Annotated in this window: 13 protein-coding genes; 10 read left to right on the plus strand and 3 right to left on the minus strand. The window is 38.1% G+C overall.

The window, feature by feature from the left end:
• Positions 1-161 precede the first annotated feature (161 nt).
• The 5 genes from PBAT_RS11755 to PBAT_RS11775 all read left to right on the plus strand — a co-directional run bounded on the left by PBAT_RS11755 (position 162) and on the right by PBAT_RS11775 (position 6,381).
• Positions 162-488: an ArsR/SmtB family transcription factor gene (locus PBAT_RS11755; protein ID WP_068650317.1), complete on the plus strand. Its 327-nt coding sequence runs from the start codon at positions 162-164 to the stop codon at positions 486-488.
• Complete coding sequence (locus PBAT_RS11760) at positions 485-901, plus strand: SRPBCC family protein (RefSeq protein ID WP_068649751.1); 417 nt, start codon at positions 485-487, stop codon at positions 899-901. The genes PBAT_RS11755 and PBAT_RS11760 overlap by 4 nt, the downstream gene beginning before the upstream one ends.
• Positions 902-1,132: 231 nt before the next feature.
• Positions 1,133-4,303, plus strand: a complete 3,171-nt coding sequence (locus PBAT_RS11765) for an ATP-binding cassette domain-containing protein (protein ID WP_068650319.1) — start codon at positions 1,133-1,135, stop codon at positions 4,301-4,303.
• A gap of 277 nt (positions 4,304-4,580) precedes the next feature.
• Complete coding sequence (locus PBAT_RS11770) at positions 4,581-5,459, plus strand: GNAT family N-acetyltransferase (protein ID WP_084403045.1); 879 nt, start codon at positions 4,581-4,583, stop codon at positions 5,457-5,459.
• 85 nt (positions 5,460-5,544) lie between these two features.
• Positions 5,545-6,381: a GNAT family N-acetyltransferase gene (locus tag PBAT_RS11775; RefSeq protein WP_068649755.1), complete on the plus strand. Its 837-nt coding sequence runs from the start codon at positions 5,545-5,547 to the stop codon at positions 6,379-6,381.
• Positions 6,382-6,471: 90 nt separating this feature from the next.
• Here PBAT_RS11775 and PBAT_RS11780 read toward each other — a convergent pair whose 3' ends face one another.
• Positions 6,472-7,257, minus strand: a complete 786-nt coding sequence (locus PBAT_RS11780; protein ID WP_068649757.1) for a hypothetical protein — start codon at positions 7,255-7,257, stop codon at positions 6,472-6,474.
• Positions 7,258-7,539: 282 nt separating this feature from the next.
• Between PBAT_RS11780 and PBAT_RS11785 the strand changes: the two genes are divergently transcribed.
• The 5 genes from PBAT_RS11785 (at position 7,540) to PBAT_RS11805 (ending at position 11,753) form a co-directional block, all read left to right on the plus strand.
• Positions 7,540-8,358: a DUF2935 domain-containing protein gene (locus tag PBAT_RS11785; protein WP_068649759.1), complete on the plus strand. Its 819-nt coding sequence runs from the start codon at positions 7,540-7,542 to the stop codon at positions 8,356-8,358.
• A 121-nt stretch (positions 8,359-8,479) separates the two neighbouring features.
• Entirely contained in the window at positions 8,480-9,175 is a 696-nt protein-coding gene (locus tag PBAT_RS11790; protein ID WP_068649761.1) for a response regulator transcription factor, read from the plus strand.
• A complete protein-coding gene (locus tag PBAT_RS11795) occupies positions 9,168-10,253 on the plus strand; it encodes a sensor histidine kinase (protein ID WP_068649763.1) in 1,086 nt (361 codons plus the stop codon). Before PBAT_RS11790 ends, PBAT_RS11795 begins: the two co-directional genes overlap by 8 nt.
• A 95-nt stretch (positions 10,254-10,348) precedes the next feature.
• Positions 10,349-11,215: a M15 family metallopeptidase gene (locus PBAT_RS11800; RefSeq protein ID WP_068649765.1), complete on the plus strand. Its 867-nt coding sequence runs from the start codon at positions 10,349-10,351 to the stop codon at positions 11,213-11,215.
• A 37-nt stretch (positions 11,216-11,252) separates the two neighbouring features.
• Complete coding sequence (locus tag PBAT_RS11805) at positions 11,253-11,753, plus strand: VanZ family protein (RefSeq protein ID WP_068649767.1); 501 nt, start codon at positions 11,253-11,255, stop codon at positions 11,751-11,753.
• A 187-nt stretch (positions 11,754-11,940) separates the two neighbouring features.
• Here PBAT_RS11805 and PBAT_RS11810 read toward each other — a convergent pair whose 3' ends face one another.
• Positions 11,941-12,126 carry a hypothetical protein gene (locus tag PBAT_RS11810; RefSeq protein WP_068649769.1) on the minus strand — a complete coding sequence of 62 codons (186 nt, stop codon included), beginning with the start codon at positions 12,124-12,126 and terminating at the stop codon, positions 11,941-11,943.
• 181 nt (positions 12,127-12,307) lie between these two features.
• Complete coding sequence (locus tag PBAT_RS11815) at positions 12,308-13,423, minus strand: GNAT family N-acetyltransferase (protein WP_068649771.1); 1,116 nt, start codon at positions 13,421-13,423, stop codon at positions 12,308-12,310.
• Between the last annotated feature and the right edge of the window lie 57 nt (positions 13,424-13,480).

Raw genomic sequence — 13,480 nt, forward strand, 5'->3', positions numbered from 1 at the left:
AGCCATGAGCAATAGAAAGGAATGAGTCTGCAAATAAGTGAACTTTACAAGACACCTTTTGGTGTCCTATAATTAATAAGACAACAAAAGGTGTCTTATTGGTTATTGTGATTATAATCAGTGACATTACAGGAAATATTAATGAAAAGGTGGGGGTGATTTTGACCGAAAAGGGCCAAGTAAGGGATGTTTATGATGCTGTTGCCGATCCAACAAGGCGCAAATTACTTCGAATGTTGGCAGATGTTGAAGAATTACCCCTACATGAAATAACGGTTCATTTTCAAATGGGTCGTACAGCAGTTTCTAAGCATTTGGCTATTCTTAAAGAAGCTGATCTCGTAATTACTCGTAAGGTTGGTAGAGAAACGAGATATCGGTTGAATGTCGCTCCGCTCCAAGAAATTCAAGATTGGGTATCTTTTTACGAAGGATTCTGGAAACAAAGAATTGTGAAATTAAATCTATTATTGGAGGAAAAACAATGAAATCAGATGTATCATTAGATTTTCAATTTACAAGTTCAATCGAGCAGGTGTGGAATGCTTTAACTGATTCGGATACGCTTGCGAAATGGATATGGAAAAATGACTTTAAACCAATCGTAGGACATAAGTTTCAATTCCGGGCTGAGCCAAATGAATGGTGGGATGGAATTGTAGATAGTGAAGTGCTCGAAGTAGACGAGCCTCATACAGTATCTTACACTTGGGTAAGTGCCGGGGAAAGCACTACGGTTACATGGACTTTGAAAAAAGGTTCAGATGGAACTACCCATCTACATTTCGATCAAACTGGATTTAGTGAAGAAACCAAAGCCCGCGAAGGAGCCATCGAAGGAGCTAAATATGCTTGGACGAACATGGGTGGTCAGCTCGAAAAAGTGTTAGCGGAATTGTAAATTATTAATATAAATCTTCTCATACAAATATACCATTCTTCAAATAGGGTGCAATTCTGTAGTAAGAATTGTGCTCTTTATTTATGAGAAGGGCGCTCTTTTGGAACACGGATAGCATCATTATTAATGGGATGGAGGAATATGAGTTTGTTGATTCGAAAAAACAATAAATTCATTTGAAGTTTTGCTAACATGGCAATGCTATATAAAGAGGATGGAGAGGATACCACTATGAAAATAAATCAATTAATTGCGAACAATATTAATAAATTAGATGCAGTACTACCCGTAGATAAGTCGCTAGGAATTGCTGGTTTGTCTGGATCTGGTAAAACAACGTTTTCCCAAACCATTGGTGAAGAATCCAAGAAGCGTCTCGTTTCCTTATTGCCAAAGGCTGAATATCAGTATTTATTTCCTAATATTATGGAAACCAATTTCAGTGCCATCAAGATGGAAGAAATGCCACTGGTACTTTTTCTGGGAAGATCATCGATTTCTTCTAATCCGCGTTCAACTATTGGTACACATACTGGCGTGTTTACAGAGATTCGTGTTGCTTTTGCCGAAAAATATAATCTTTCTCCGGAAGTTTTCTCATTTAATAATGAATTAGGTTGGTGTGCAGATTGTAAAGGTCGCGGAACGACTAAAAACATCGAATGTAAAAAATGTAAGGGTAGTCGCTATAATCAAGAAATTGAACAATATAAAATCGAATTATATGATAAAGCACAGCGAATTTCCGATATCAATGACCTAAGTATTGAATCCATTCTCTCATTAGCTGAGGTTCTACATATTAGTGAAGCGAAGCAGAATATTCTCCAGAATATAATCAATATGAATATTGGTTACTTAACCTTAAATCGCATTATGGGCACATTGTCAGGTGGGGAATTAACACGACTTTACTTGGCGGAATTTATGTCTTCAAGTGAAAATACAATTATTATAATTGATGAAATCTCCGTGGGTCTTGATCACCAGACATTATTGAAAATTTTGGAACAGATTAAACATTTGGGCTATAAGAATCAAATATGGGTCATTGATCATTCTGACACGGTACTCGACACAACAGACGAGCAATTGTTCTTTGGACCAGGTAGTGGTAAATACGGTGGGAAAATTGTTGAAGAATCACCACGTCCTGGGCCAATCAGCTGGGAACGAAATCAGGCAGCGCCAACAGAATACTATCAATTTCATGATCTTTACTGTCGTAATATCCAAATAGCCGAAATTCAGATTCCTCACAATAGACTTGTAACGTTTACGGGTGAGTCTGGATGTGGTAAATCTACACTCGTCAATGAGTGTATGGCCAAAGATTTTCTGAATCGATATCCTAAAGATAAACTGGTAATCGTCGGGCAAGATCGAAACCAATCGATTACCAGTCGGTCAACTGTTGCGACTTTTCTTGATATTAAAAGAAAACTCACAAAATATAGTGAAGATATTGATGATATTTTTGAGCGTTCAATTGAAGATATTATTGATGAACTGCCAAATGAAGACATTGCTCATAAACGCTTGAGCCTATTGATCAAACTTGGACTTGGTTATTTGACGTTGGAAAGAAAAACACAGTCCTTATCGACTGGTGAATTTCAATGTGTCCATTTAGTTTCTGAGCTGTTTGGGGGATCAAGAAACCCACATACGCTTTTTATTTTTGACGAGCCTTCAAAAGGTTTATCACAAAATATTTTGAATCAGTTTATTGATAGTGTTAGGGTCATTCTACAGGATGAGTCTGTATCAATTATGATGATTGAGCATAATTCGTATATGCTGGAAAGCTCTGATTTTATCGTTGATTTTGGTAAAAGACAGCTTGCACCTGTGGAGCGCCTTAATGTTGTTAGTCATAATGATTATTATCGTCAAGAAAACAGTGCGGATAGTATGGCACCGTTGCATATTTCTTCAACACGAAAGTCACAACATGGAATTGACTACTTAAAAGAAAATCAGATTTCCTATTTTAAAAATGCGGAAAACGTCTATAAGGGTGGTATTCTAAAGAGCTTATCGTCCATGGCCCGTCTGATTTATGGTGAATACGAATCTGAAATAATAGCACCCGTCATCGCCATTGATATGGAAAGACATTTGTATAGTCAATATACTTTTCTCTATGAAATTGGTGGATTGATCAACCATATTGTGGCGGCGCATCCTACCAATAAAGATACGAATAGCTTCGATTTCTATCATCAAGACAATCATTGCCCATGCTGCAAGGGGCGCAGGATGATTGAACAATTTGATTTTGATATTGTTATTCAGGATAAAACCGTGCCATTCTGGGATGGATTGTTGCATCCAGATGCGATGGAGATTTTAAAATTCTATAAATTTGAAAAAATACAATTCATCTTTGATGAGATTAAGAATGAGCTCGGTCAGGATATAAGCAAAAGTTATAACGAGATGACAGAAGCAGAAAAGCATACCTTTTTATACGGGTATTGGGAGAAGTCATTCTATGATAAAGCAGGCAAGGCATCGAGGACTTGGGAAGGATTTAATCACATCATTGGGAACTATATGGTCATATCGAAATCGATTATTAAAGAGCATATAAAAGAATCGAAAAAAATGATTACCTGTCCAATCTGTGAAGGAACCGTACTAAATCATCATAAAAAGCTGAAATTTGGCGACACCGATATTCGTGAGATTATTGGACAGCCTCTTAATCAAGTCATAACAACCGTTGGAAAGTTACAGGTACTAGAAAAAATGAAGGTCATTGTAGGCGACGATATGGTTTTGACAGCGGATGTCTCTCTATTGCCTAGGGAAATACAAGTCGCTCTGAAAGTGCTTGAACTAGAGCTGGCAAGCTTTGCGCACTATGAAATGGTCTTGCAAAATGTCCTACCATTCTGGGGCAGTATAGCTCGTAGTATCGAATCCATTAGCATAAATAATCGAATTACCATCTGTGATTTTGCGAATATCACCGAAACAAGAGAAACGATTATTGATAAGTATTTCACCAATGGAAAATACAAAAAACTGACTTATGTCTATGAAGCGTTTGGTTACAAAAAAATTATCACCTTAATTAATAAGATTAAAGCAAGTCATCCATGTCCATTCTGTAAAGGGAAGAAAGTAATATCGGAAGATGGGCTTCATGATGGTGTGTATAAATTAACGATACCTTGTGTTAGTTGTTATGCAAGTGGCATCAACGATGAAGGACGCATGGAAATCGTCGAAGGCGTAGACGTGCAAAGATGGCTAACGGGCAAAGTAAGTGAGGTTGCTAGTGAAAGCTTAAATCTTGAGGCTGTCGCAGATATTCCAATTTTTAATCGTATTCGTGAGCTAAACAAACAAGAAATGATGGCAATTCACCAATTTCTTGAGCAAAATAATTAAATTAGAAAACTCATTTGCAGTAATGAATTGTAGATGAGTTTTTGTTTTATTCTGAAGCGAAGATTAACTTAAATATGAATTTGAACAATTAGTAGATAACAATTGATTATAGTTTTATTTTACTTATGAAATAGATTATATATGTGATACCCTTATTTGTAGTTATAGTAAAAATATACCATCGCTTCAATAGGTATGTATCGAAAGGGGTATTACTTTGGGGGAATCGTTTCAGATGTTAGGTGAGATTGAAATACGAAATTTTCAAGAAGGTGACATGCCGTTACTTGGCGAGTTGTACAACTCAGTAACTTCTAGAGAGAATGCTACCTTTTGGTGGGTAGGCGACCCGGATAATTGGGTTAATGTATTTTGTGCTTTTGAACAAGGGGAAATGGTGGCTAAGGGGCAAGTGAGTATTATCAATATTGTTCCGTCGAGTCGTTCTGCTGACAGCAAACATGAAATTTTTCTTAATTTAAAGACCATCCCAGAAAGAGAAGCTGATCTCAATCTATTAGAACAACTCTACCCCTATCTATATTCACGTGCCATTGAGTTAGGAGAGTCTTTGCCGCAAGAATACGAAACATTACTGTGTGTAGGTAACGATTCGTCAGAGATTGCCAATAGTCAATTCTTCATTCAGCAGAAGAGTTTCAGGCATAAGGAAAGCTTATTCACAATGGAACGTGATCTTAAGCAGCCTATGATAGAGTTATCAATAAGCGATGGTCTTCAATGTACACCTTGGACAATGGATTCTTCTCAAGAAGAAAGTGAGTATTTAGAGTTAGAAGCAGAGATTTGGCCAGATACACCACTAGGAATGGAAAGACTCTCACAATACAAACAAAATCCACTGTGGACAGCGATAGTTGTGCGTGAAGTAGATACGATTGTGGGTAGCTTAATGGCATGGCGGGAAGAAGATAAAGGAGTTATAGAAGATGTCTTCGTACGTGAACCATGGAGAAATACTGGCATTGCGAAATATATGCTGACACAAGCGCTGACCTATTTAAGAGGAAATGGGCTAGAATCTGCTGAATTAATGGTATTAACTACGAATAACTCTGCGTTGTCACTATACGGATCGGTTGGATTTAAGAGGGTCAAAGAGGAAGCAAGATATTGTGTAGAGCTTAGTAGATAGATTGTTTAACAAGGATTGCTTAATGATCTAAGGTGCATGCTAGCCTCAGAAAACTTGTCTGTGCAGTCCATCAGGAGGTATAGCTATGATAACAGAATTAAATAAACATGAATTTTATACAATAAAACATCTCACCGACCCGTGTAACAATATTGAAGTGAGAGCTGTGGTCAATGGAAATAGTCCTGGTTGGGTCTACGTGGATCATAGAATAAGGCCTACGGCTGCATTATTATGGATTCAGGGTCAGGAAGGTTTCCACATTATTGGAAATGAACACAGTGAGTCTTTTCGGATAGGGCTGGAAGCATATATGACACAATATATTGAACCCAGACTACAGGAGCTTGGTGTGAATTGGGTCGAGATCAGTGGTGAAACGGATTCATGGGCTGATACAATCCAAGAGATTTTCACTACCCGCGACATTTCTAGTGATATTCAGCATGTGTTTACCCTTAAGGGAAATAGTGACGCTTGTGAGTACATAGAAGATAAGATTATGATTCGAAGAATAGATGAGAACTTATTGAATTCTAGGAGATTGGATAATCATTCATTCTTAGAAGAGAAAATTAATCGCTTTTGGAATTCCATAGATACTTTCTTACCAGTAGGGTTTGGCTATATTGTGGAGCATAATAACAACGTCTTGAGTGCATGCCTCTCTTCATTTGTGGACAAAGAGACTCATGCTATCGATATAGAGACTTTAGAAGGATATAAAAGAAATAAATATGGCACAGCAGTAGCTAGAGCATTTATTGATGAATGCAAACAAAGAGGGATATCTCCGTATTGGGATTGTTCTCCGGAAAATATGGGATCAATATCGGTAGCTAGAAGTCTTGGATTGACACCTTGTTTTGACTATAAGATATTCTGGTATGAATGCAGGACAATAATGCCCAAAACAACTTGATGTAACCGGTAGAGATCCATATTGCTTAATCGCGAATAAGGATCTCTATTTCTCTTATTCTTATGCTGTTGCCATAGGAATTAAATTTCCTCACGACTTCGGTAACTTGGACTCTGATATCACAATAGTCTGTGAAATTTGCTTCTCCCAGTCGAATACCTTCTGTAGAGAAGAATGAATAATTACCATTTGATCATACATAAGTGTGATATCAGTAGCTGCTGTAACAGCGTCACCTTGTTTCACACTAACTCTATAACTACTCTCCGCTGCCGAATAGATTTTTTTTGCTGCAGTAATCGTCTTATTCTCAGCTGTAATCTTCTTTTTGAAATTCCGTACAGGAACTAGGGAATCTTTAACTATCTTCACTTTACTTGCACGTTGCTTCTTCGCACTTGAGAGCGCTGCTTTCTTTGCTTTAATATCGGCACGCGCGACTTCCACTGAAGTACGTATCTTATTGCGTTGTAGATCGAGAAGATCAGCTATTTTCTTATTTTTTTGTTCTTTGGCGGCAGTAGCCTGTTTACTTAGTCCTGTGTATCGTTCTAATAGTGGAGAGTGCTCCCGTAAGGCCTGATTATATTTTATTTGTAGTTTTTTTATCCATTCCACATCTATGGCGTTGATTTTTATATTCAAGAGCTTCAAAACATCATTATTCTTTGTACGTTGTTCTTGAATATGTTGAGTTACTGATAGTGTGGTTCCTTTGAGCGTTGTAACATTATCGTAAACGATATCGACATGTGCCAACGCAGTATCCCAACGATCAGCTGCACTTACCTGAGGTACATTTACTTGTAATGCAGTCCATACACAGAAAATCATAATCAACCTACACCAATGAGCTCTTCTACTTACATCCTTCATTAATGACTTCAACCCCCATCTACAAGAATAGTAACGCAAACACAAAAAAGCACCTCTCAAGAAAGGCTGTTACGCCTGATCTTGCGAGGTGCTTCGCTCGCTACAATGTTTAATTTCCATTCAACATACCCCACAATATGTAAGTTGTCAACAATTAATCGAACATACGTTTGATTCCTCATATCTCACCTGGTATACCATACATCTCCTAAATAGGGTTTAACATTAGAACATGCCCATCTTGCATATGCTTTAACTAATGCTTAATTGGGAGGGGAACGAATGTCAGACCGATTTGTCGCGCAGTCTTTAGATGAAGTCAGCTTTTGGTCCAGAATTATGAAAGAACATTCATTTTTTTTAGGGTTGGGTTTCCGTTGTGAGGATACCGTACTTAAGAAAGAAGCAGATCATTTCTATCGCGTGTTTGAAGACATTGAAAGGCGGGTACACTGCTTCACCCTTGATGTGGATCCCAATACGATTAAAGAATTTAATAAAGAAGTACATTCCGCGGTGTGTCACATTTGGGCATTCAAAAGAAAAGTCCTCGGCTTAATACTGAATTGTAAACTGCCTGGTCAAACGAACTTTCCCCTTCTGGTCGATCATGTGAGTAGGGAAGCTAATTACTTTCGCAATCGCTTAGAAGAGCTAAATAGAGGTCAATTAGAACCACTATATGATTCAATTATTGATGAGAATGTATTCTTCCTGAGAATTATGGGCGAACATGCCCAGTTTATTGGACACTTATTAGATCCATCGGAACGCAAGCTTGTTGAGCAAGCCCGAGATTTTAGTAATGATTTTGACCAGTTACTAGTCCAAGCGAGGGATATTGACTCGATGAGACCTCAATCTCAGACGGTTCCTATATTAGATCAGTTTCTGGATCAAAATAGAGTATCTGTTAAGTCATTACGAGATTTCAAGAAAACCGCTCGTGATCTAATAGATCAATGTAAGATTAAGAGCATTATTCATCCCCTACTTGCGGATCATGTGTTCCGTGAGGCAGAAAGATTCCTGGAGATTATTGATATGTTCGAGAACTCGCTAAAAGGGAAAGGGAGGACAAATGAGATTATTCATCATTAAATAAGCCGATGTTAAAAAGACTTTTAGACCCTTGATCATAGGGTTGAAAGTCTTTTTTTGTTATAGTTAGAGTAGGATACACTTATAGTTAAAGTTACTTGCTTAAAGGAGCACGATGGAAATGAAACGTATCACGATTCTAATAGCGGATGATGAGGCGGAGATTGCGAATCTCATTGCGTTACATTTGGAAAAAGAGGGCTACCATATTATCAAAGTATATGATGGGCGAGAAGCCATTCAAGCTATCCAATCACACACGATTGATTTAGCGATATTAGACATTATGATGCCAGGAATCGATGGTTACGAAGTGACCCGTCAGATTCGAGAAAAGTATCACATGCCCATTATTTTTTTGAGTGCCAAAACGTCTGATCTAGATAAGATCACGGGACTGGTCATGGGGGCCGATGATTATATGACCAAGCCTTTTAACCCCATGGAATTGGTTGCCCGTGTGAATGCTCAGCTACGACGTTCTATGCAGTTGAATACATCGACAACAGAGGAGCAATCCATCTTGGAAGTCGGGGGATTAACGATTGATCCTGAACAACGCACGGTTACGTTATATGGTGAAGACATTATTTTAACACCGAAAGAATTCGATATTCTGTATCTACTTGCCGGTCATTCGAGGAAAGTATTCAGCGCAGAGAATATATTCGAACACGTGTGGGGCGAAGCCTACTTTGAAAGTGGGAATACGGTCATGGTGCATATTCGCACCCTACGGAAGAAGCTTGGAGAAGATAAGACTAAAAACAAATGGATTAAAACCATTTGGGGGGTTGGATATACATTCAATGGCTAACATGATACGAAGTTTTCGATCTAAAATGATCGTATTATTAGGGTTGAGTATGTTGTTTTCTGGTACGATCACTTTTATAATCTATAAAGCTCTCCAGCGTTATTATGTGAAGGTTCGGTTGGAAGATCCATTAGCTCAAGTTCGCCAAGTCATAAATAACTTTGGGGATCTCAATTTCTTTTTGATCCTATTCATTCCACTTGCGATTCTATTTTTCTTTTTTCTCACGAAGCCCTACGCAACCTATTTCAAGGAAATTTCTACAGGAATTCATTGTCTCGCCAATGGTGACTTTAATAATCGTGTTCAAATATCATCGAATGATGAGTTCAAAGATATTGCAGAAGACATAAATTTGGCAAGTCAAAAGCTACAAGAAGCGGTTGTACGAGGGGATTTTGCAGAGAGTAGTAAGGATCAGTTAGTCTTAAATTTAGCACATGATTTACGTACGCCATTGACTTCAGTGTTAGGTTATCTAGATCTGATTCTTCAAGATGATCAGTTAACAACAGAACAGGTTAAACATTATTCGACGATTGCTTTCACCAAATCTCAGCGGTTAGAGAAACTCATTGATTCACTATTTGAGATCACTAGAATGAACTACGGGATGATTTCCATTGATAAGCAATCCATCGATCTAAGCGAGCTACTCCACCAATTGAACGAGGAATTATATCCTGTCTTTGAGAGGAATAATCTAATCGCTAGATTAAATGTGACTGCAAATGTAAATATTTTGGGCGATGGAGAGTTATTGGCACGTGTATTTGAGAATCTATTGACCAATGCCACCCGATATGGAAAGGACGGGCAGTTTGTAGATATGAACTGTCACCTCGAGGGGGGAGATGTCGTGGTTCAAGTGATCAATTATGGTAATTGTATTCCTGAGAAAGAGCTACCTCATATCTTTGAGATGTTTTATACCGGTGATCAAGCCAGAACGCATCAAGAAGGTGGCACGGGTCTGGGTTTGCTTATTGCGAAGAATATTGTGGAGCAACATGACGGAATCATATCCGTTCAAAGTAGTGTGATTCGTACTATGTTTGAGGTGAGATTACCACAATGAGGGAATAAATTTAAGAAAAACTTTATATTTGCCCGACTTCTTTTTAAACAAGGTCCTTTATTCTTAATGAATGGATGGTTAAGGAGGAACTTAATATGAAGAAGTGGGCTTTTTTACTTGTTATTGTACTTTTACTATTTGGGTTTGAAGTCATGAAGCAGGAGCCAGAAGTGGCGAGCAATAATCAATCGCTAGAAGAAGATCTTGCTCCAGATAAGATAGATCAAGATAACAATCATTCGATAGAAGTTGGAATGGATCATATCTACCAGGGCGATCTCTTGTTAGTGAATAGTCAGTATCCTGTACATCCAATGGGTGTAACACCCGATGTGGTGAATTTGTTTCAGAATAAGGAACTCGTACAAGGATATGGGTTGTTAGATAATACGATTCAATTGTCGCGACGTGTGGTGCAACAATTCAAAGTGATGATCGATAAGGCAGCTCGAGATGGCGTACGTCATTTCTTAATAAGTAGTGGTTATCGAGGTGACGAAGATCAGAATCGGCTTTATGAAGAAATGGGTGCAGATTACGCCTTACCAGCGGGCTATAGCGAACATAACGTAGGATTATCCCTTGATATTGGATCTACTAAAATGGCAATGAATCAAGCGGATGAAGGACAATGGTTACAGAAACACGCCTCTACATATGGGTTTATTTTACGATATCCCAAGAACAAATCAGCAATCACAGGCATTCAGTATGAACCTTGGCATTACCGCTATGTGGGATTACCACACAGTGTGATTATGCAGGAGAAGAACTTTACGTTGGAACAATATTTGGATTTCCTGAAAGAACAAAAAACCTATACTACGAGTATAGATCATAAAGAATATGAGATTTCCTATTATCCTATTGTTAAGAATACGATGATACTCATGCCGACGGATCGTCGTTATGAGGTATCGGGTAACAATATAGATGGCGTCATTGTAACATTATATCCCTGATGAACATGGACATATCTCAAGAAGGTGAGCGTGCGGTATGAAACTAACGAAATTAATCAATGGCATCATGGTACCGATACTATTCGCTGGGTATATGTATGTATTAATCAAAGTTATCTTATTTAAATTTGGGACAATGGATGTGAACTTTTTAAGGGGTCAAATGCAGAGGAATCTACGAAACCCGGAGAATATGATTGAACGATTGCAATCAGGCAATTTAAGTCCGATGAAGGAAATATCCAGAAATATGTATCATTTATCGGGCCATGGTCTAATCAATTTGGTTGGAAATATTGCATTATTCATACCGTTTGGTATTTTTCTTCTACTTATGTCTACAAGAATGACATTCATACGCGTATTTCTTCTATCACTTGGTTTAAGTTTAAGTTTGGAGTGCGCACAAGTCCTATTTGAAATAGGAACTTTTGATGTAGATGATCTTATACTAAACGTGTCGGGTGGGTTAATTGGTTTTGTAATTTTTAAAGTTTGTCTCAAGTGTAAGGGTGGAAGAAAAATAAAGAATAGGTAGTCTCATAGTGAAGCTACCTATTCTTTATTTCCATTCATATGCTATCTAGATTTGAGAAACGAGCTGGGGCGTAAACAAGTATTTATATTATTTATATTTTAAAAATACCAATTGTTTTAATTTGTTGTAAGATACACTGATTTCTTTGTTAGTAGTAATGATGTCCCATTTATTTATCTTGTTGTAATTAACGCCATTTATCTGTTTCGTTTTTGGTAAGTATCTGGCCATTGGTATCTACCTGATTAGTAGGGAATTTCCCGAAATACGTAGATTTAGGTAGGAAACTAATAGCTTCATTACCTTTGTATATATAATTATCGGGGACCTGTAAATGATCAAGGAATACAATATATTCTTCTCCTTCATCCATAATCTGATACCCACCAAAAGATAAGTAATTAGATCCAAAAAAATAGAAGAGAAAGACTCGCATATCCTAGTTAGGATACTGCGAGTCTTTCTCTTTCGTTTCCTAATAATAATTCTGAGTAAAGAAATCTATCTCTTTGACTCAGCGAATTGCAACATAATTCTCATATTCCTATTTTGCTCTAGATGAAATATAAACCATACATATAAGGTAATGCTATCGTCTGTAGCTTGGTATCTGCTGGTTGCTCTATCGTTGAATGGGGATCGAACAAGAGCGACACTAGCTCGGTATTACCACCAATAACGGATGATCCATGTGGTGTATGTAACTCATAACATCCATCTGGAAGAACGGAGATTGTGATGTTGTCGGGATGAGACTTACCATAACCAGATTGAGCAATCAATGCTTCCCCATCGATAACAAGGACCGTTCCAACATTACTTTGTCGCTCAACAGAGGTATTGGCAGCTTGAAGAAGATTGGCAAGTTCAATATCTTGCCACGGTAATGTTACGCTTAGGGAAGTTAGTTGGAACTGAGTGAGAGCATTAGACAGAAGTGCTGCTACAGCAGAGGGTAACCCGGCTTGTTCTATAAGCATGCCAACGCTATTTGTAGAGTCGTTTCTCGGTACAGCGAATACAGCAACGCCAACGATCTCTTGTTCCGATGTTCTCGCAATAAGGATATGCTGATCCATTTTGTGAATATTGGCCAGGGGACTTGCACCAATGAATTGGGCAATATCTGAGAGACCCCATTGAATACCAGCGGTCTTATGTATCATTAAGGAATGGACAGCAAACATATCCTTGGGTTCCATTTCAGAGAATGACCAATGAGATGTATCAATCTTAAGTTGTTCTGCAGTCAGAGCTTCAAGTATATATTTATTGGATTTACCAAACGTTACACTACCTGCTCTAGTGTATAAAGAGCGATCTCCAGAGATGAACATCAATGAAGCACTTGAATCTTTGGCGTGTTGCTGACAAAGAGTAAATAACTCGCCTGCAAGTCCTTGTCCTCGATATGCTGGGTCTGTACAGACCGCACCGATCGAATACGCATGTAGATGTACATCACCAGATTGAATAATGAAGGGAACCATTCCGATGAAGGATACAATCTTTCCTTGATCATTGAAGGCAGCATAAGAATGGCTCACACCCGGACGAAATAAGGTTGGAAAGGAGAATTCCATAAACCGCTCTCCGTTTGTACTAAATACTTCTTCTGCTAATAGCGCGGCTTCTTTTAGTTCTTTTTCTTTAATGAGTCGGAATTCCATGACTAAATGCCTCCTGTTGCATAACGTGATAAATTATCCGTTCTGTGGAAGCGGATA

Source organism: Paenibacillus antarcticus, from assembly GCF_001637225.1.
Classification (GTDB): domain Bacteria; phylum Bacillota; class Bacilli; order Paenibacillales; family Paenibacillaceae; genus Paenibacillus_AQ; species Paenibacillus_AQ antarcticus.